Source organism: Trujillonella humicola, assembly GCF_046233715.1.
Lineage (GTDB): Bacteria > Actinomycetota > Actinomycetes > Mycobacteriales > Geodermatophilaceae > Trujillonella > Trujillonella humicola.
Window position 1 is genome coordinate 87,759 of the sequence record NZ_JBJNRJ010000009.1, and the last position, 19,658, is coordinate 107,416.

Consider the following 19,658-nt stretch of genomic DNA (forward strand, 5'->3'; position numbering starts at 1 on the left):
CCGCCCCGCCTCGCCGGCGCTCGTCGCGATGCCGGCCGGCGCCGCGTCGCTGCCTGACCCCGCCGGCCCGGTCACGTGAGCCACCGCTGCGCTCGCCGCTGCACCCAGGCGTAGAAGACCATCACCAGGCCGACGAGCACGACCATGCCCAGGGCCAGCGCCTTGCCCAGGTTCTCCGCGCCCACGACGACGTTGCTCGACAGCGAGTCGGCGATCTGCAGGGTGACCAGCGGGACGCTGCTGCCGACGAGCGCCTTGGCGGTCGCGTAGGCGGCGAACGCCGAGGCGAACAGCAGCATGGCCGCCCCCAGCACCGGCGGCGCCAGCACCGGCCCGCCCACGTACCGCCAGTACTGCCAGCCGCTGGCGCCGAGGTTGTCGGCCGCCTCCCGCCACTGCGGGCGCAGCGCCTCCACCGCGGGGGTGATGGTGAGGACCATCAGCGGGATCAGGAAGTACAGGTAGACCAGCGCCAGGCCGCTCATGGAGTACAGCGAGAAGCCGTCCAGGCCGAGTCTCTCGGTGAGCAGCGGGGTGACGACGCCGGCGTTGCCGATGGTGGCGAGGAAGGCGAACGCGAGCGGGACGCCGCCGAAGTTGGCCAGCACGCCGGAGGCGGTGAGCACCAGCCGGCGCAGCGCCCGCCCGCGGCGGGAGCCGACGACCGCGAAGGACAGGGCGAGGCCCAGCACCGTGGCGAGCACGGCGGTGGTCGCGGACAGCTGCAGGCTGCCGAGGTAGGCCCGCCCGGAGGCGCCCTCGGTGATGCTGCTGATGTTGTCGGTGGACCAGGTCTCGTCGAAGGTGATCGGGTCGGTGACCCGGAACGCCTCGACCGCGAGCACGCCCAGCGGCAGCAGCAGGAAGACCGCGACGTAGAGGAAGAACGGCAGCGTGCCCAGCACGCTGAGCAGCCCCGCGCGGCGAGCGCGGGGCTGCTCGGCGCGGCGCGCGCCGGCGCGCCGGCCGCCGCGGGTGCGGGGAGCCGGCGCGCCGGGGGCCTCCAGGGTGGTGCTCAGCCGGAGATCTCCTCGTTCCAGCGGGCCGTCACGACCTCCTTGGCGGCGACCTCCTGCTCCTCGGTCGGGAACTGGGCCTCGCCCTCGACCGTGGGCAGGGCGGCCAGCGCCTCGGCGTCGGCGGTGCCGGCCTCCTCCATCGCGTCCAGCCGCACCGGGCGGGCGCCGCCGGCCAGCCAGAGGTTCTGGCCCTCGTCGCTGTAGAGGAACTCCTGCCAGAGCCGGGCGGCGGCCGGGTGCGGGGCGTAGGCGCTGATGGCCTGGCTGTAGTAGCCGCCGTACAGCCCGTCGGCGGGGACGACCACCTGCCACTCGGTGCCGATCTCGGCGAGGCCCTCGGCGTAGGCGGCGTTCAGGTAGTCCCAGTCGATGACGATCGGGGTCTCGCCGCTCTCGACGGTGGCCGGCGTGCTCTCGACCGGGTTGAAGTTGCCGATCTCCTTGAGCTCGACGAAGAAGTCGATGCCGGGGCCGATGTCGTCGAGGTCGCCCCCGTTGGACAGCGCCGCGGCCCACACGCCGCCGAAGGCCGCCGCGGCCTGCGTCGGGTTGCCGTTGAGCGCCACCTGGCCGCGGTACTGCGGGTCGAGCAGGTCCTGCATCGTCTCCGGGCACTCGGCGACGATGGTGGCGTTGCAGCCGATGGAGATGTAGCCGCCGTAGTCGTTGTACCAGTGGCCCTCCGGGTCCTTCTGCCCCTCGGGGATGTCGTCCCAGGTCTCGACCTGGTACGGGGCGAGGAGGTCCTGGGCCTGGGCCTGGCGGGCGAAGGCGGTGCCGAGGTCGAGCACGTCGGGCGCGCGGTCCTGGCCCCGCTGGCTCTGGACGGCGTTGAGCTCGTCCTGGCTCGAGCCGTCGGGCAGCGTGCTGTTGACCCGGATGTCGTACTTCTCCTCGAACGTCGAGATGATCTCGCCGTAGTTCGCCCAGTCCGGCGGCAGGGCGATGACGTTGAGCTCGCCCTCGGCCTGCGCGGCGGCGATCAGGTCGTCCATCGAGCCGAAGTCCGCGAGCGAGGTGGCCGCCGCGGCGTCGGACCCGCCACCGCCTCCGCCGCCGCTCCCGCCCCCGTCGTCACCGCCGCAGGCGGCGAGGGTCAGGCCGGCCGCGAGCAGGGCCGTGAGCCCGGTCGCGGCGGTCTTGGGGGTGCTGCGTCGCACGGGGTTCCTCCATGTCGGTACCGGAGCATCTGCGCCGGGCTGCGGCTCACCGCGGCCCGGCGGCCTCCGGGATGGTGACAGACGGCGAGGCGTCAGGTGGCCCGGAACGGCGACGGTGTGGCCAACACGAGACGAACTGCGCGCGTCACCGCCCGCTGAAGGTCGCCTTGCCCGGGCCGTTCTCGATGAACGACTGCATGCCGGTGCGCTGGTCCTCGGTGCCGAACAGGCCGGAGAACAGCCGGGTCTCCAGCGCCAGCCCCTGCGGCAGGGTCATGTCCAGGCCGTCGTGGACCGCCTGCTTGGCCGCGGCCAGCGCCAGGGTGGGTCCGGCGGCGAAGCGGCGGGCCATGGCCAGCGCGGTGGAGTAGACCTCGTCGTCGGGCACGACGGCGTCGGCCAGCCCCATCTCCAGGGCCTCCTCGGCGGACACGTGCCGGCCGGTGAAGATCAGGTCCTTGGCCTTCGCGGGACCCACCAGGCGGGCCAGCCGCTGCGTGCCGCCGGCGCCCGGGATGATGCCGAGGGTGATCTCGGGCAGGCCCACCTTGGCCCCGGCGCCCATGACCCGGAAGTCGGCGCACAGCGCCAGCTCGTAGCCGCCGCCGAGCGCGTAGCCGGTGATGGCGGCGATGACCGGCCGCGGGATGCGCTCCACCGCGGCGAAGGACTCGGTGAGCTCCCGGCCCCAGACCGCCATCCCGCGCGCGTCGAGGTCGGCCATGGCCTTGATGTCGGCCCCCGCGGCGAACACCCGCTCACCGCCGTAGAGCACCACCGCCCGCACGTCCTCGCGGCGGCCGGCCTCCAGCGCGGCCGCGCGGACCTCCCGGTGCAGCTGGTCGTCGATCGCGTTCATCTTGGGCCGGTCGAGGCGGATGGTGCCCACCCCGTCCTCGACCTGCAGGGTCACGAACTCCGGCTCGCTCACGGGTACCTCCGGCGGTGGGGACGTCGTCGTCCCCGGAACCCTAGGAGAGCGCCGGGCAGGCCGGCCCGGCGGGCGGTCGACCGGCGGCATCCCTCCCGGCTGGAGCGTTGGCCCAGGAGGAGCCAGGACGCGCCTGCGAGTGGCCGGTACGGGGCCACCGCTGGGCTCGACGCGTCGCCGTCCGAGTGGTCGCCGGAGCTGCTCGGGGATCGAGCGTCGGGGTCAGCCCGCGCGGCGGGCGGTGAAGCGGCCGTCGGCGCGGTCCAGCCGCAGCGGCAGGGCGAAGGTCTCCGACAGTCCCTCGGCGGTGAGCACGGCCTCCATCGGGCCGGCCGCCACCACCTCGCCGCCGCGCAGCAGCAGCGCGTGGGTGTAGCCGGGCGGGATCTCCTCGACGTGGTGGGTCACCAGCACCTGGGCCGGCGCGTACAGGTAGCCGGCGAGGTCGGACAGCCGGGCCACGAGGTCCTCCCGGCCGGCGAGGTCCAGCCCCGCACCCGGCTCGTCCAGCAGCAGCAGCTCCGGGTCGGGCATGAGCGCCCGCGCGATCTGCACCCGCTTGCGCTCGCCCTCGCTCAGCGTGCCGAACGGGCGGTGGGCGAAGGCGTCGACGCCCCACTGCCGCATCAGCATCCCCGCGCGGGTGAGGTCGGCGATCTCGTAGCGCTCCCGCCAGCGGCCCACGACGGCGTAGCCGGCCGAGACGACGACGTCCCCGGTGCGCTCGCCCGGGCCGATCCGCTGGGCGAGGGCCGCGCTGGTCAGGCCGATGCGCGGGCGCAGCTCGAAGACGTCGACGGCACCGAGGGTCTCCCCCAGCAGCCGGACCTCGCCGCGGGTCGGGTGCATGTGCGCCGACACCAGCTGCAGCAGCGTCGTCTTGCCGGCGCCGTTGGGCCCCAGCACCACCCAGCGCTCGTCGGCGCGCACGGTCCAGTCGACCCCGCGCAGCAGGTGGGTCTCGCCGCGGACGACGTCCACACCGCGGACCTCGACGACGGACTCGGCTCCCGAGGCGGGGAACGGGGCGGTGCTCGACACGAGGCCATCCAACCAACCCGCCCCGGCCCGCCGGTTGGCAGGATCGGGAGATGCGCGCAGCAGGGGACGACCTCGAGGTCTGGCCGGGCTCACCCGCACCGCTGGGTGCGCAATGGGACGGGAACGGCACCAACTTCGCGCTCTGGTCGGCCGGGGCGCAGGCGGTCGACCTGTGCCTGTTCGACCCCGACGGCACCGAGCACCGCCACCGGCTGCAGGAGACCACCCACCAGGTCTGGCACGGCCGGGTGGCCGGCGTCGGGCCCGGGCAGCGCTACGGCTACCGGGTCCACGGCGGCCACGACCCCGGCGCCGGGCAGCGCTACAACCCGGCCAAGCTGCTGCTCGACCCCTACGCCCGCGCGGTCGACGGCGAGCTGGCGCTGGACCCGGCGCTGTTCGGCCACACCGGCGACGCGGTCGACTCGGGCGTCGCCGAGACCACCGACTCGGCGCCCTTCGTGCCCCGAGGGGTCGTGGTGCACGACCCGTTCCCGTGGGACGGCGACCGGCACCCGGGGACGCCGTGGTCGGACACCGTCATCTACGAGGTGCACGTGCGCGGGGCGACGATGCGCCACCCCGACGTCCCGCCGGCCCTGCGCGGCACCTACGCGGGCCTGGCCCACCCGGCGTTCGTGGAGCACCTGCGCTCGCTCGGGGTGACCACCGTGGAGCTGCTGCCGGTGCACCACTTCGTCAGCGAGCCGCACCTGCTCCGGCGCGGGCTCACCAACTACTGGGGCTACAACACGCTGGGCTACTTCGCGCCGCACGCGGCGTACAGCTCCTCCGGGTCGGCCGGGCAGCAGGTGACCGAGTTCAAGGCGATGGTCAAGGCGCTGCACGCCGCGGGCATCGAGGTGGTCCTCGACGTGGTCTACAACCACACCGCCGAGGGTGATCACGCCGGCCCCACGCTGTCGTTCAAGGGCATCGACAACCGCGGCTACTACCGGCTCGACGGCGCCAACCCCGCCCGCTACACCGACTACACCGGCTGCGGGAACACCCTCGACGTCCGGCGCCCGCAGGTGCTGGCCCTGCTCATGGACTCCCTGCGGTACTGGGTGACCGAGATGCACGTCGACGGGTTCCGGTTCGACCTGGCCGCGGCGCTCGCCCGGTCGATGCACGACGTCGACCGGCTGTCGGCCTTCTTCGACGTCGTCCACCAGGACCCGGTGGTCAGCCAGGTGAAGCTGATCGCCGAGCCGTGGGACATCGGCGAGGGGGGCTACCAGGTCGGCAACTTCCCGCCGCTGTGGACCGAGTGGAACGGGCTCTACCGCGACACCGTGCGCGACGTGTGGGCCGGGGCGCACGTCGGCGTCCGCGACCTGGCCTACCGGCTCACCGGCTCCTCGGACCTCTACCGCTCCGACGGCCGCCGGCCGTTCGCCAGCATCAACTTCGTGACCGCCCACGACGGCTTCACCATGCGCGACCTCGTCACCTACGAGCACAAGCGCAACGAGGCCAACGGCGAGGACAACCGGGACGGCGAGAGCCACAACCGGAACTGGAACTGCGGCGTCGAGGGCCCCACCGACGACCCCGCGGTGACCGAGCTGCGCGGCCGCCAGGTGCGCAACCTGCTGACGACGCTCCTGCTGTCGACCGGCGTGCCGATGCTGACCGCCGGCGACGAGCTCGGCCGCACCCAGCAGGGCAACAACAACGCCTACTGCCAGGACAACGAGCTCTCCTGGCTGGACTGGGAGGACGTCGACGGCGACCTGCTGGCCTTCGTCTCCCGGCTGGTCGCCATCCGGCGGACCTCACCGGTGCTGCGCCAGGTCGCCTTCTTCGAGGGGCACGAGATCCCCGGCACCGGCGGGACGCGCGACCTGGCGTGGTTCGCGGCCGACGGCGGCCAGCTGACGACGAGCGACTGGTTCGACACCGATCTGCAGACGATCGGCATGTACCTCGACGGGCGCGGCATCCGGCACCGGGACGAGCGCGGCCGCCCGGTGCACGACGAGTCCTACCTGGTCTGGCTGAACGCCGGGGCCGACCCGGTCACCGTGCAGCTGCCCGGCCCGCCCTGGAGCGACGGCTACGAGTTCGTCGTCTCCACCGAGTTCCCGACCGGCGTCCCGCCGCGCCCGGCGGTCGTGGCGCCCGGCGCGATCGAGGTCCCCTCGCGCACGGTCTGGCTGCTGCGGGTGCTCCGCCGTCCCTGAGCCGGGGCCGCCCGGTCAGGACCGCACGACCAGAACCGGGGCGCGACGGGTCGGCGCGCGCCGGGGACGGCGGCGAGCCGGGGTGGACCGGCCGCGGGGCCCCGGAGGGGCTCCCGGACGGGACACGGGCAGCGGCTCAGCGCAGACCGGGACGGCACGTGGCAGCCCTGTCGGCCCCGCTGCAGGGGCCCGCGCCGAGCTCGCGAGGCGTGGGGGGCAGCGGCGTCCTTCGTCAGTCCTGGGGCTGCTCGAAGGTGATGACCGTCCAGCCCAGCAGCAGGCGGTCGCCGTCGGACAGCGGGTGGGCCACCCCCGGCTCGAGCTGGGTCCACTCGGTGGCCTCCGGGCCGGCCACGTGGGTGCCGTTGAGCGAGCCGAGGTCGACCAGCGACACCTCCCGGCCCTGGCGCTGCACGGCGGCGTGGGCCGAGGAGAGCACGTTCTGGGTGTCGGCGATCGGCACCGGTCGCGCGGACCCGGTGGTGACCAGCTCGTGGCTGTCGGGGCGCCGGCCGAGGACGAGGTCCTCGTCGACGGTGACGACCAGGCCGTCGTCGAAGCGGAGGATCGGCGCGGCCGGGGCGTCGGGCTTCCAGAACGCCGTCTCCTCCCCGCCGTCCGGGGCGGCACCCTGCGCGGCGGCGGCCGGGGCGTAGCCCCCGCCGGGCGCGCCGAAGCCCGCGTCGGAGCCGGCGGAGAACGACGAGGGCGCCTGTGTCGCGCTCGGCGCCACGGCGGCCGAGGGGTGGGCGGCGGCGGCCAGCTGCAGCATCGCGCCGCCGCCGGGCACCGTGCCCTCGACGAGGTCGTAGGCCACGCCCGGCGGCATGGACGGGACCGGCTGACCGGGACCGACGTAGAGACTGGAGCCCAGCTGGAAGCCGGCGGCCAGCGTGCACCCGCCCTCGACCTGGTGCCCGGCGACGGGGACGCCGTCCACCGCCGGCTGGCCCTTGCCGGCCCACAGCGCCACGCCCGTGCCGGTGCCGCCCGCGGCGTCGACGAGGACGACGGCGAAGGACGCCGACCCGCCGCCCAGCGCGGCGACCTCGCCGGCCACCGCGCCCAGCACGCGATCGGCGCCGGGGCCGGACACCCCCAGGCAGGCGTGCAGAGCGGCCGTCAGCGCGGGGGCACCGGGAGCGTCCACCCACAGCAGACCGCCGCCGCGACGGGCGACGACGGAGTCTCCGGGCAGGACTTCACAGCGGTCGGGCATGCCCGCCAGCCTAGTGACCGAGGACGGAACTCGGCGGTCCGGCGGGCCCGCCACGCCGGTCGCCCCGCCGGACGGCGGGAACGGTGCGACCGGCGTGGCGGATGTGGTCGTACCTCGGCTCGCGGTCCTCGTTCAGGCGGTCACGACGAGGCCGAGCTCCGCGGGGTCGGCGAGGTGCGCGGAGTGCGGCAGCACGCGCACGGTGTAACCGAAGGCGCCGGTCCGCTCGAGCGGCAGCGTCGCGGTGAACCAGTGCCGGGAGCCGTCGGTGTGCTCGTGGGCCATGGGCACCGTGGTGACCTCGTGCAGCCCGTCGGCGTCGTCGACCCGTCCGTAGGCGGCCTGGACCTCGACGTCGTCCGGGGTCAGGCCGGGCAGCTCCACCTCGGCCCGCAGGGCCAGGGTGGTGCCGATCTCGGGGGTGTCCCCCACCCCGGTCGCCTCCACGTGCGCGACCCGGACGGTGGCCCAGCGGTCGGCCAGCCGGGCCCGCCACGCCGACTCCTCCCGGGCCGGCGCGTAGCCGCCGCCGGCCATGGCCCGGGCCGAGCCGGAGGCGGGCACGTACAGCCGCTGCACGTAGTCGCGGACCATGCGGGTGGCCAGCACCTTCGGACCGGTCTCGCGCAGCGTGTGCCGGACCATCTCCACCCACCGGCTGGGGATGCCGTCGCGGTCGGTCTCGTAGAAGCGCGGGATGACCTGCGTGCCCAGCAGCTCGTAGATCGCCCGGGCCTCGACGTCGTCGCGCCGGTCGGGGTCGGCGACGCCGTCGGCGGTCGGGATGGCCCAGCCGTTCTGGCCGTCGAACCACTCGTCCCACCAGCCGTCGCGGATGGAGAGGTTGAGCCCGCCGTTGAGCGCGGCCTTCATCCCCGACGTGCCGCACGCCTCCAGCGGGCGCAACGGGTTGTTCAGCCAGACGTCGCAGCCCCAGTACAGGTACCGGGCCATGCCGATGTCGTATCCCGGCAGGAAGGCGATCCGGTGCCGGACGGCGGGGTCGTCGGCGAACTTGACCATCTGCTGGATGAGCTGCTTGCCGCCGTCGTCGGCCGGGTGGCTCTTGCCGGCGATGACCAGCTGCACGGGCCGCTCGGCGTCCAGCAGCAGCGCCCGCAGCCGCTCGGGGTCGCGCAGCATGAGCGTCAGCCGCTTGTAGCTGGGCACGCGCCGGGCGAAGCCGATGGTCAGCACGTCGGGGTCGAACGCGGTGTCGGTCCAGCCGACCTCGGCCTCGGCCGCGCCCCGCGACAGCGCGGTCTCCCGCAGCCGGCGGCGCACCTCGTCGACCAGCCGGCCGCGCAGCATGCGGCGGGTGTTCCACAGGTCGCCGGCCGGGATCCGGTCGACGCCGTCGAAGGACGCCGGGCCCTCGCTCCCCAACGGGTCGCCGGAGCCGGAGCTCTGCGTGCCGAGGTCGACCAGCTCCCGGGCGGTCCAGGTGGGGGCGTGCACGCCGTTGGTGATCGAGGAGATGGGCACGTCGGACTCGTCGAAGCCCGGCCAGAGACCGCTGAACATCCCCCGGCTGACGTGCCCGTGCAACCGGCTCACGCCGTTGGCGCGCTGGCCCAGCCGCAGGCCCATGTGGGCCATGTTGAACTTCGCCGGGTCGTCCTCGGCGCCGAGCGGGATCAGGTGCTCCAGCGGGACGCCGAAACCGGCGAAGTACCGCTCGATCAGCGCCCGCGGGAAGCGGTCGATGCCGGCCGGCACCGGGGTGTGGGTGGTGAACACCGTGCCGGCGCGGACGGCCTGCAGCGCCTCGGGGAACGACAGCCCGTGGGACTCGGTGAGCTCGCGGATCCGCTCCACCCCCTGGAAGCCGGCGTGGCCCTCGTTGGCGTGGAACACCTCCGGCGCCGGGGTCCCGGTGAGCTGGCAGTACGCCCGCAGCGCCCGGACGCCGCCGATGCCCAGCAGCATCTCCTGGCGCAGCCGGTGGTCCTCGTCGCCGCCGTACAGCCGGTCGGTGACCCCGCGCTCGGCCGGGGCGTTCTCCTCGATGTCGCTGTCGAGCAGCAGCAGGGAGACCCGGCCGACCTGGGCCCGCCACACGTGGGCGTGCAGCGCGCGCCCCTCGGGCAGCGGGACGTGCACGACGACGGCGGACCCGTCGGACTGGCGCAGCAGCTTGACCGGCAGGCCGTGCGGGTCCAGCGAGGGGTAGTGCTCCAGCTGCCAGCCGTCGGCCGACAGCCCCTGCTCGAAGTAGCCGGCCCGGTACAGCAGCCCCACGCCGATCAGCGGCACCCCGAGGTCGGAGGCGGCCTTGAGGTGGTCCCCGGCCAGGATGCCCAGGCCGCCGGAGTACTGCGGCAGCACCTCGGTGATGCCGAACTCCGCGCTGAAGTAGGCGATCGACGCCGGCGCGTCCTCCCCCAGCGACTGGTACCAGTGCGGGCCCGACAGGTACTCCTCCAGGTCGTCGACCGCGTCCTGCAGGCGGCGCACGAAGCGCCGGTCCCTGGCCAGCGTGGCCAGCCGCTCGGCGGAGACCTCGCCGAGCACCTTCACCGGATCGCCGCCGCAGGTCTGCCAGAGCTCGGGATCGAGGGCCTCGAACAGGTCCCGGGTCTCCGGGTGCCAGGACCACCGGAGGTTCATGACGAGTTGGGCGAGCGGCATCAGCTCCTCGGGGAGGGATGCCCGGACCGTGAACCGACGGAGAGCACGCACCGGCCGAGACTATCCATGTCGGGGCCTCCGCTCCCGCCGACGGCGGTCAGGCGGTCAGGTAGACGCGGGCCGGGCCGGCGACCCGCACGGACACGGCAGAACCGGACGCGCGATCCCTGCTGCGCTCGCGGACGGTGAAGTGCTCCACCCCGCCGGGCCCGCTGACCGCGATCCGGACCAGCGAGTCGGCTCCGGCGAAGACGACCGACCCCACGGTCGCCGGCACGCCGCCGGAGGCGCCGGGTTCGCCCAGCTCCACCTGTTCCGGCCGGAGCAGCGCCCGCACCGCCGCACCGGCGCACGTGACGTCCTCCGCGACCGGGAGCTCGCCCAGGACGGTGCGCACGCCACCGGGGACGGCGGTCCCGGGCAGGACGATCGACTCGCCGACGAACGTCGCCACCCCCAGGTCGACCGGCTCGCGGTACAGGGTGGCCGGAGCAGCGGCCTGGACGACCCGGCCGTGCCGGAGGACGGCGACGAGGTCCGCCGAGGACAGCGCCTCCTGCTGGTCGTGCGTGACGAGGACCGCGGTGGCCCCGTCCGCGGCGAGCGCGGCCCGGACGTCGGCGCGCAGGTCGGCCCGCAGCCCGGCGTCCAGCGCGCTGAACGGCTCGTCGAGCAGGACCAGCGCCGGTCGTGGCGCGAGCGCGCGCGCGACGGCCACCCGCTGCTGCTGGCCGCCGGAGAGCTCGTGCGGCATGCGCTCGCCGAGCCCCTCGAGCCCCACCAGCCGGAGCGCCTCGGCCACGCGGCCGGTCCGCCGCTCGGCCCGGGAGAGGCCGAAGGCGACGTTCTCCCCCAGGGACAGGTGCGGGAACAGCGCCCCCTCCTGCGGGACCACGCCCACCCGCCGGCGCTCCGGCGGCAGGTGGACCTCCGGGCCGGCGACCGTCCGGCCACCCACGGTGATCGTGCCCGAGTCCGGCCGCTCGAACCCCGCGATCAGGCGCAGCAGCGTGGTCTTCCCGCAGCCGGAGGGGCCCAGCACGGCCGTCAGGCTCCCCTGCGGCACGGCGAGGCTCGCCCCGTCGAGGACCGGCACCGGCCCGTAGGCCTTGACCAGCCCGTCGACGACCAGCCCGGCGCCGGGATCACCGCGGTCAGCCACGACGCCCCTGCCACCAGACGAGCAACCCGCCCGGAACCGCCGCGAGCAGCACGATGAGGGCGGCATACGGCGCGGCCGCGGCGTACTGCCCGACGCCCGTGGTCGTCCACAGCCGCATCGCCAGGGTCTCCGTCCCGGTGGGGTGCAGCACCAGCGTGGCAGTGAGCTCCTTGAGGCCGGACAGGAGCACGAGGAGGGCGCCGGCCGCGATCCCGGGTGCGGCCAGCGGGAGTGTGACCGCCCGGAGCACCTGGCTCGGGCTCCGGCCGAGTGACCGAGCCGCCTCCTCCAGGACCGGCGGGCACTGGGCGGCCGAGGCACGGATCGCCCCGACCGCCAGGGGGAGGAAGAGGATCGCGTAGGCCAGGACCAGCAGGGCGGGGCTGAGGTAGACGGCCGGCGCGTGCCGCACCGAGAGGTAGACCAGCGACAGGGCGACGACGATCGCCGGCACGGCGTGCGGCAGCCAGCTACCCGCCTCGAGAGCGCGCGCGGTGCGCCCCGCGTGGCGCCCGGCCAGCAGGCCCACCGGCAGCGCGAGCACGAGGGTCAGCACCATGCCGGCGACCGCGTACCCCGCCGTCGTCACGGCCGCCGATGCCAGCCGGGAGCCGTCCAGGTCGCTGGACCGGCCGACCGTCAGCCACCACCCCAGGCTGGCCAGGGGGACCCCCAGCGCGGCGACGAGCACGAGTCCCAGGGCCGCCGGAGCAGCCAGCCGGGCGGCGCCGGCCAGACATCGCGGCCTCGGACGGCGACCGGCGCCGCCGCCCAGGCGGGCGAACCGGGCCCGCCCCCGGCTGCGCAGCTCGGCCAGGACGACGATGCCGGTCACGGCCACCAGCAGCAGGGACAGGGTCGTGGGCACGAGCCGCGTGAAGCTGTTCTCCATCGAGGTCGCGATCGAGCGCGTGAGCGTGTCGACCCGCATGATCGACACCGAGCCGAAGTCGGCCAGGACGTACGTGACGACCAGCAGGGTGCCGGCCGCGGCCGCCGGGCGCAGCTGGGGAACGGTCACCCGGCGGAAGGCCGCCCACGGGCCGCGCCCCGACGACCGGGCCACCTCCTCCCATGCCGGATCCAACCCGCGGAGCGCGGCCGCGACGGGCAGGTAGACGTAGGGGTAGCAGCAGAGCGTGAGGACCAGGGCGGCTCCCCAGAACCCCCGCACCGCCGGCGCGGCAGCCAGCCAGGTGTAGGCGGCCACGTAGGACGGCACCGCGAGCGGCAGTGCCAGCGCGAGCGCGAGGACCCGGCGCCCCGGGAAGTCGTGCCGCTCGACCAGCCACGCGGCGCCCGACCCCACGGCGAGGCTGCCCGCGGCGACCACGGCCGCGAGCGCCAGGGTGACGCCGAACAGCTCCAGGGTGCGGGGGCGGAGGAGGACGTCGAGCATCTCCCCGGCGTTGGCCCCCGCCGCCATGGCGACGAGGTGCCCCAGCGGCAGCACCGCGACCGCGCAGCTGAGCACGGCCGGGATCAGCAGCAACCGGGGCAGCCTCCGGCGCGCGCTCCGGCGGACCCCGCGTGGCGGCGGGAGGACCGACGGCGCGACCCCACCGGCGCCGGCATCGAGGATGCCGGCGCCGGTCGGGGCGGTGCGTACGGCGAGGTCGGCGTCGGTCAGGTCAGACCCACCCGGTCCAGCAGCTCGAGGGTCTGCGACAAGGAGGCCAGGTCGTCGAGGTCGATGGCGGGGGCCTGCAGCGCGTCGAGCGGCGGCAGCTGCGCCTCGGCCGACACCGAGTCGGTCATCGGGTACTCGTACGTCTCCTGAGCGAAGTACTCCTGCGCCCGGTCGCTGAGGAGGAAGGCCACGAGCGCGGTGGCGTCCTCCGCCCGGTCGGTGGAGCTGATCACCCCGGACCCGCTGACGTTGACCAGCGAGCCCGCGGCCCCGTCCTGCAGGTAGGCCAGCTGGACCTGCACGTTCTCCACCCCGACCTCGGCGGCGAGCTCGAACCAGTAGTAGTGGTTGATCAGGCCCATCGGCAGCTGTCCGGAGTCGACGGCCGTGAGGATGTCGCCGTTGCCGTCGAACGTCTGCGCGTCGTTGTCCACGAGGGCGCGGAGGAACTCCTCGGCGGCCTCCTCGCCCTCCAGCTGGCGCAGCGCGGTCACGAAGGCCTGGAACGAGGCGTTCCCCGGCGCGATGCCGAGCTGCCCGGCGAAGCGCGGGTCGACCAGGTCCGCGGTGTCCCGGGGCAGCTCCGCCTCGGCGATCAGGTCGGGGTTGTAGGCGACGACGCGCGCCCGCCCGGTCACCGGGACCCAGCGGCCGTCCTCGTCCGCGTAGGCCTCGAAGGTCTGTCCGGTGAGCTCCGCGGGAAGGTCCGCCAGGCAGTCGGAGTCCCCGAGCGCCCCGAGCGCACCGGCGTCCTGCAGCAGCACGACGTCGGCCGGGCTCTCCGCGCCCTCGGCGAGGATCTGTGCCGTGATCGAGGAGGTCGACCCGTACCGGACCGCCAGCTCGATGCCCGTCTCGGCGGTGAACTCCTCGAGGATCGGCGCGACGAGCTGCTCGTTGCGACCGGAGTACACGACCAGAGCGTCCCCGTCGACGGGCGAGGCCGACGCCTCGGGGTCCACCTCGCCGTACTCGACGGCCCCGGCCCGGCACGTGGTCTCCGCGGCCGAGGCGCCCCCCTCGTCGTCGGAGGCGTCGCCGCACGCCGCGAGACCCAGGGCGAGGAGGCCCGCCCCGGCGGCGGCCACGGCACGTGGGGAACGGGTGGGGTGAGCGCGCACGAGAACTCCGTTGTCATCGGCCACTGTCGGTCAGCGACGGTGAGGTGAGGCTAACCGAACCACTCGGTGAGCGACCCGGCAGGCCCCCGGGCACGGGGCCACCGGTGCGGGTCCGGCGGCCGCGATCCGTCCCGACGTGCCCGACCCACGCCCTCTCGCTAGCGTGATCGCGATGACTGGCCGCGCAGACCTCCGCCTCGGCATCACCGATGTCGCCCCCGTCGTGTCCTGCGGGTCCTTCTCGGCCCGCGCCGTGGTCGGCGAGCACCTGCCGATCACCGCCACCGTGTTCCGCGAGGGCCACGACGCCGTCGCCGCGAACGTCGTGTGGAGCCCACCCGGCGAGACGGCCGGCGGTCCAGCCCGCACCACGCCCGACGGCACCGGCGGCGTCTCCACCCGGATGGCGCCCTACAGCCAGGAGCCCGACCGCTGGCTGGCCACGGTCGTGCCCGACCGCGAGGGCCGCTCGACGTTCCGGGTGGAGGCGTGGAGCGATCCGCTGGCCACCTGGCACCACGCCGTCGAGGTCAAGATCGAGGCCGGGCAGGGCCCCGAGGACCTCGCCAACGACCTCGAGGAGGGCGCCCGGCTCGTCGAGCGGGTCGCCGCCGAGGCCGACGAGGAGTGGCGGGGCCGGCTGGCCGACGTGGTGACCGCGCTGCGCGACACCGGCCGGGTCCTGCACGAGCGGGTGGCGCCGGCCCTGGCACCCGCGGTCCAGGAGTACCTGCACGACCACCCGGTCCGCGAGCTGGTCACCGCCACGCCCGAGTACCAGGTGTGGGTCGACCGGCCGCGGGCGCTGTACGGCTCCTGGTACGAGTTCTTCCCCCGGTCGACCGGGCCCGTCGTGGGCGGGACCCCCACCCACGGCACGTTCACCACCGCGGCCGACCGGCTGCCCGCGGTCGCCGACATGGGCTTCGACGTCGTCTACCTGCCGCCGATCCACCCGATCGGCACGGTCAACCGCAAGGGCCGCAACAACACGCTCAGCCCGGAGCCCGACGACGTCGGCTCCCCGTGGGCCATCGGCTCCGCCGAGGGCGGTCACGACGCGGTGCACCCGCAGCTGGGCACGATGGAGGACTTCCGCGCGTTCGTGGACCGCACCCGCGAGCTGGGCATGGAGGTGGCCCTGGACTTCGCGCTGCAGGCCGCACCCGACCACCCGTGGGTGACCAGCCACCCGGAGTGGTTCACCACCAAGCCCGACGGCACGATCGCCTACGCGGAGAACCCGCCGAAGAAGTACCAGGACATCTACCCGGTCAACTTCGACAACGACCCCGAGGGCATCTACGCCGAGTGCCGCCGGGTGATCCAGGTCTGGATCGACGCCGGGGTGAAGGTCTTCCGCGTCGACAACCCGCACACCAAGCCGCTGAACTTCTGGCACTGGCTCATCTGGGACGTCAAGGAGAGCCACCCCGACGTGCTGTTCCTCGCCGAGGCCTTCACGCGGCCGGCGATGATGCACCAGCTGGCCCGGCTGGGGTACACGCAGTCGTACACGTACTTCACCTGGCGCACCGAGCGCGGCGAGATCGAGGAGTACGGCCGCGAACTCGCCGAGAACGCGCACTACATGCGGCCCAACTTCTTCGTGAACACCCCGGACATCCTGCACGCGTCGCTGCAGTACGGCGGGCCGCCGATGTTCAAGATCCGCGCGGTGCTGGCGTCGATGATGAGCCCGACCTGGGGCGTCTACTCCGGCTACGAGCTGTACGAGCACGTGGCGGTGCGCCCGGGCAGCGAGGAGTACCTCGACAGCGAGAAGTACCAGCTGCGCCCGCGCGACTTCGCCGCGGCCGAGGCGGCGGGCCGCAGCCTGGCGCCGTACCTCACCCGGCTCAACGAGATCCGCCGCGCCCACCCGGCGCTGCAGCAGCTGCGCACGCTGCGGTTCCACCCGGTCGACAACCCGAACCTGATCTGCTTCTCCAAGACCGACCCCGGCTCGCAGGACGCCGTCCTGGTGGTCGTCGCGCTGGAGAGCCACAACCGGCAGATCGGGACGACGGCGCTGGACATGAGCGTGCTGGGTCTGGACTGGCACGAGCGGTTCACGGTCCGCGACGAGCTGTCGGGCGCCACCTACGACTGGGGCCAGTTCAACTACGTCGAGCTCGACCCGTACCACGAGCCGGCGCACGTCTTCTCGGTCACGTTCCCCCGGCCGGTGACCTGGCCGCCGCCGGTCGCCTGATGAAGGACCCCCTCGCCCCCCGCCGTCCGCACGACCGCGGCGGGGGACGGCGAGGGGGCCGCGCACCCCACCCGCTCAGCACTACCGAGGGGCACTCCTCCCGATGACCGTTCCCGTTCCCGACTCACCCCGTCGCTCCGCGCTGCCCCCACCCGGCACCGACCCGGAGTGGTACAAGCGCGCGGTCTTCTACGAGGTGCTCGTGCGCGGCTTCGCCGACAGCAACGCCGACGGCGTGGGCGACCTGCGCGGGATGATCGACAAGCTGGACTACCTGCAGTGGCTCGGCGTCGACTGCCTGTGGCTGCCGCCGTTCTTCGCCTCGCCGCTGCGCGACGGTGGCTACGACGTCAGCGACTACACCGCGGTGCTGCCCGAGTTCGGCGACATCGAGGACTTCCGCGAGCTGCTCGAGGAGGCGCACTCCCGCGGCATCCGCGTGATCATCGACTTCGTCATGAACCACACCTCGGACCAGCACCCCTGGTTCCAGGCCAGCCGCAGCGACCCGGAGGGTCCCTACGGCGACTTCTACGTGTGGGCCGACGACGACACCGGCTACACCGACGCCCGGATCATCTTCGTCGACACAGAGTCGTCGAACTGGACCTTCGACCCGGTGCGCAAGCAGTACTTCTGGCACCGGTTCTTCTCCCACCAGCCCGACCTGAACTTCGAGAACCCGAAGGTCGTCGAGGCGGTCCTCGAGGCGCTGCGCTTCTGGCTGGACCTGGGCATCGACGGGTTCCGGCTGGACGCCGTCCCCTACCTGTTCGAGGAGGAGGGGACCAACTGCGAGAACCTCCCCCGGACCCACGAGCTGCTCAAGCAGGTGCGCAAGGTGGTCGACCGCGACTACCCCGACCGGGTGCTGCTGTGCGAGGCGAACCAGTGGCCGGCCGACGTCGTCGAGTACTTCGGCGAGGACGGCGACGAGTGCCAGATGGCCTTCCACTTCCCGGTCATGCCCCGCCTGTTCATGGGCGTCCGGCGGGAGCAGCGCTTCCCCATCTCGGAGATCATGGCGCAGACGCCGGACATCCCCGACAACTGCCAGTGGGGCATCTTCCTGCGCAACCACGACGAGCTGACCCTCGAGATGGTCACCGACGAGGAACGCGACTACATGTGGGCGGAGTACGCCAAGGACCCCCGCATGAAGGCCAACATCGGCATCCGCCGCCGGCTGGCGCCGCTGCTGGACAACGACATCGACACCCTCGAGCTGTTCAACGCCCTGCTGCTGAGCCTGCCCGGCTCCCCGGTCCTCTACTACGGGGACGAGATCGGCATGGGCGACAACATCTGGCTCGGTGACCGCGACGGCGTCCGCACCCCCATGCAGTGGACCCCGGACCGCAACGGCGGGTTCTCCACCGCCGACCCGCAGCGGATGTACCTGCCGCTCAACGCCGACCCGGTCTACGGCTACCAGGTCACCAACGTCGAGTCCCAGCTGCGGAACACGACCTCGCTGCTGCACTGGATCCGGGAGATGCTGCGCGTGCGCGGCCAGCACCCGACCTTCGGGCTGGGCAGCTATGCCGAGATCGGCTCGCGCAACCCCACGGTGCTGTCGTTCGTGCGGGAGTTCGGCGACGACGTCGTGCTGTGCGTGAACAACCTGTCGCGCTTCCCCCAGCCGGTCGAGCTGGACCTGCGCCGCTTCGAGGGCTACACGCCGATCGAGCTGACCGGGCGGGTGGAGTTCCCCCAGATCGGCGTCCTGCCGTACATGCTCACGCTCGCCGGGCACGGCTTCTACTGGTTCGAGCTGGCCAAGCCGGCCCCCGAGCCCGAGCCGGTCGTCGAGGAGCACGAGCCCACCACCAGCGCGGTCGCCGACTCGCTGCTCGCCGCGGGCGTCGTCTCCGCCGCCGAGGACGTACCGGGAGGGGACCGATGAGCGCGCTCACCGACATCCTGCGCGAGTGGATGCCGCACCAGCGCTGGTTCGGCGGCAAGGGACGCGAGTGGACCGGCGTCGAGGAGGAGGGCTTCCTCCTCAGCCGGGTCGACCCGGTGCTCTCGGTGCACCGGGTGCGGGTCTCCTACGCCGACGGCGGCAGTGACACCTACCTCGTCCCGCTGTCGTGGCGCGACCACGCCGTCGAGGAGCTGTCGACGGCGTTCGTCGGCGCCGTCGCGGGCGGTGACCGCGAGGGCCACGCCGTCGAGAACTACGCCTACGACGCGATGCGCGACCGCGACGCCACCCCGCCGTGGCTGGTGCACCTCGTCGCCGCCGACACCGTCGGCCCGATGCACTTCCACCCCGCCGGGGTCGCCGCCATCCCCGAGGGGGTGCCCGGCGACGTCGTCTCCACCGAGCAGAGCAACACCTCGCTGGTCTACGGCCAGGAGGCGATCTTCAAGCTGTTCCGCCGGCTGGAGCCCGGGCTCAACCCCGACGTGGAGATCCACGCGGCCCTCCGCGAGACCCGCAACGAGCACATCGCCCCGCTGCTCGGGCACATCGAGATCCTCGATCCCGACCCGTCGCGGGAGCCGGCCACGGTCGCGATGCTGCAGACCTTCGTCCCCAACGCGAGCGACGGGTGGCGCCTGGCCACCGCGAGCGTGCGCGACCTCTACGCCGAGGGCGATCTGCACGCCGACGAGGTGGGGGGTGACTTCGCCGCCGACAGCGAGCGGCTCGGCGCGGCGACCGCCTCGGTGCACCGCGACCTCGCCGAGGTGCTCCCGACCCGACCGGCCGACCGCGCGTGGTTCGCCGCCGCGGCCGAGGAGATGACCGGCCGGCTGGAGGCCGCGCTGCCGGTCGTCCCGCAGCTGGAGGAGCACGCCGAGGGCCTGCGGCGGCTCTACGAGCAGCTCGCCGGCTGCGACGAGCCGGTCGTGCGCCAGCGCGTGCACGGCGACCTGCACCTGGGCCAGGTGCTGCGCACCGCCACCGGCTGGATCATCCTCGACTTCGAGGGTGAGCCGGCGCGGCCGCTGGCCGCTCGGCGCCAGCTGGACAGCCCGATGCGCGACGTCGCCGGGATGCTCCGCAGCTTCGACTACGCCGCCCGGCACATGCTGGTGGAGCAACCCGAGGACGCCCAGCGCGCCTACCGCGCCCAGGAGTGGGCCGAGCGCAACCGCGGCGCCTTCTGCGCCGGTTACTCCGCCGCGAGCGGGCTCGACCCCTGCGCCGACTCCCCCGTGCTCCGGGCCTTCGAGGCGGACAAGGCCGTCTACGAGTGCCTCTACGAGGCGCGCAACCGCCCCCACTGGCTGATGATCCCGTTGCAGTCGCTGGCGCGGCTCGCGACCGGGAGCTGATGGACGACCCCGCTGCCCCCGACCGCTCGCAGGCGCGCGGTGGGCCGGCGCC

13 protein-coding genes are annotated in these 19,658 nt (G+C 73.9%); 4 read left to right on the forward strand and 9 right to left on the reverse strand.

Features of this window, described 5'->3' with window-relative positions:
• Nucleotides 1-71: 71 nt before the first annotated feature.
• From ACK586_RS07375 to ACK586_RS07390, 4 genes are all read right to left on the reverse strand, one after another.
• Nucleotides 72-905: an ABC transporter permease gene (locus ACK586_RS07375; RefSeq protein ID WP_409329810.1), complete on the reverse strand. Its 834-nt coding sequence runs from the start codon at nucleotides 903-905 to the stop codon at nucleotides 72-74.
• A gap of 110 nt (nucleotides 906-1,015) precedes the next feature.
• A complete protein-coding gene (locus ACK586_RS07380; RefSeq protein ID WP_409329811.1) occupies nucleotides 1,016-2,179 on the reverse strand; it encodes an ABC transporter substrate-binding protein in 1,164 nt (387 codons plus the stop codon).
• Between the two features lie 145 nt (nucleotides 2,180-2,324).
• Complete coding sequence (locus ACK586_RS07385) at nucleotides 2,325-3,110, reverse strand: enoyl-CoA hydratase/isomerase family protein (RefSeq protein WP_409329812.1); 786 nt, start codon at nucleotides 3,108-3,110, stop codon at nucleotides 2,325-2,327.
• 222 nt (nucleotides 3,111-3,332) lie between these two features.
• Nucleotides 3,333-4,151 (reverse strand): ABC transporter ATP-binding protein, encoded by an 819-nt coding sequence (locus tag ACK586_RS07390; protein WP_409329813.1) that lies wholly within the window; start codon nucleotides 4,149-4,151, stop codon nucleotides 3,333-3,335.
• Nucleotides 4,152-4,201: 50 nt separating this feature from the next.
• Here ACK586_RS07390 and glgX point away from each other — a divergent pair, with 50 nt between their 5' ends.
• On the forward strand, nucleotides 4,202-6,340 hold the full coding sequence (gene glgX / locus ACK586_RS07395; RefSeq protein WP_409329814.1) for a glycogen debranching protein GlgX: 2,139 nt from the start codon (nucleotides 4,202-4,204) through the stop codon (nucleotides 6,338-6,340).
• Between the two features lie 232 nt (nucleotides 6,341-6,572).
• On the opposite strand, the gene ACK586_RS07400 is transcribed toward glgX, so the two are convergent.
• The 5 genes from ACK586_RS07400 to ACK586_RS07420 all read right to left on the reverse strand — a co-directional run bounded on the left by ACK586_RS07400 (nucleotide 6,573) and on the right by ACK586_RS07420 (nucleotide 14,070).
• Nucleotides 6,573-7,559, reverse strand: coding sequence for an FHA domain-containing protein (locus ACK586_RS07400; RefSeq protein ID WP_409329815.1), 987 nt, complete (start codon nucleotides 7,557-7,559; stop codon nucleotides 6,573-6,575).
• A gap of 132 nt (nucleotides 7,560-7,691) precedes the next feature.
• Nucleotides 7,692-10,241, reverse strand: coding sequence for an alpha-glucan family phosphorylase (gene glgP, locus ACK586_RS07405; protein WP_409329816.1), 2,550 nt, complete (start codon nucleotides 10,239-10,241; stop codon nucleotides 7,692-7,694).
• A gap of 46 nt (nucleotides 10,242-10,287) precedes the next feature.
• The gene (locus tag ACK586_RS07410; protein ID WP_409329817.1) at nucleotides 10,288-11,352 is read right to left on the reverse strand and encodes an ABC transporter ATP-binding protein; all 1,065 of its coding nucleotides are present in this window, start codon (nucleotides 11,350-11,352) and stop codon (nucleotides 10,288-10,290) included.
• Nucleotides 11,345-12,844, reverse strand: coding sequence for an ABC transporter permease (locus ACK586_RS07415; protein ID WP_409329818.1), 1,500 nt, complete (start codon nucleotides 12,842-12,844; stop codon nucleotides 11,345-11,347). The genes ACK586_RS07410 and ACK586_RS07415 overlap by 8 nt, the downstream gene beginning before the upstream one ends.
• 134 nt (nucleotides 12,845-12,978) lie before the next feature.
• A complete protein-coding gene (locus tag ACK586_RS07420; protein WP_409329819.1) occupies nucleotides 12,979-14,070 on the reverse strand; it encodes an extracellular solute-binding protein in 1,092 nt (363 codons plus the stop codon).
• A 205-nt stretch (nucleotides 14,071-14,275) separates the two neighbouring features.
• Here ACK586_RS07420 and ACK586_RS07425 point away from each other — a divergent pair, with 205 nt between their 5' ends.
• The 3 genes from ACK586_RS07425 (at nucleotide 14,276) to ACK586_RS07435 (ending at nucleotide 19,606) form a co-directional block, all read left to right on the forward strand.
• Complete coding sequence (locus tag ACK586_RS07425; RefSeq protein WP_409329820.1) at nucleotides 14,276-16,318, forward strand: alpha-1,4-glucan--maltose-1-phosphate maltosyltransferase; 2,043 nt, start codon at nucleotides 14,276-14,278, stop codon at nucleotides 16,316-16,318.
• Between the two features lie 103 nt (nucleotides 16,319-16,421).
• The gene (gene treS, locus ACK586_RS07430; protein ID WP_409329821.1) at nucleotides 16,422-18,224 is read left to right on the forward strand and encodes a maltose alpha-D-glucosyltransferase; all 1,803 of its coding nucleotides are present in this window, start codon (nucleotides 16,422-16,424) and stop codon (nucleotides 18,222-18,224) included.
• Nucleotides 18,221-19,606 (forward strand): maltokinase N-terminal cap-like domain-containing protein, encoded by a 1,386-nt coding sequence (locus ACK586_RS07435; RefSeq protein WP_409329822.1) that lies wholly within the window; start codon nucleotides 18,221-18,223, stop codon nucleotides 19,604-19,606. Before treS ends, ACK586_RS07435 begins: the two co-directional genes overlap by 4 nt.
• The last annotated feature ends 52 nt before the right edge of the window (nucleotides 19,607-19,658 follow it).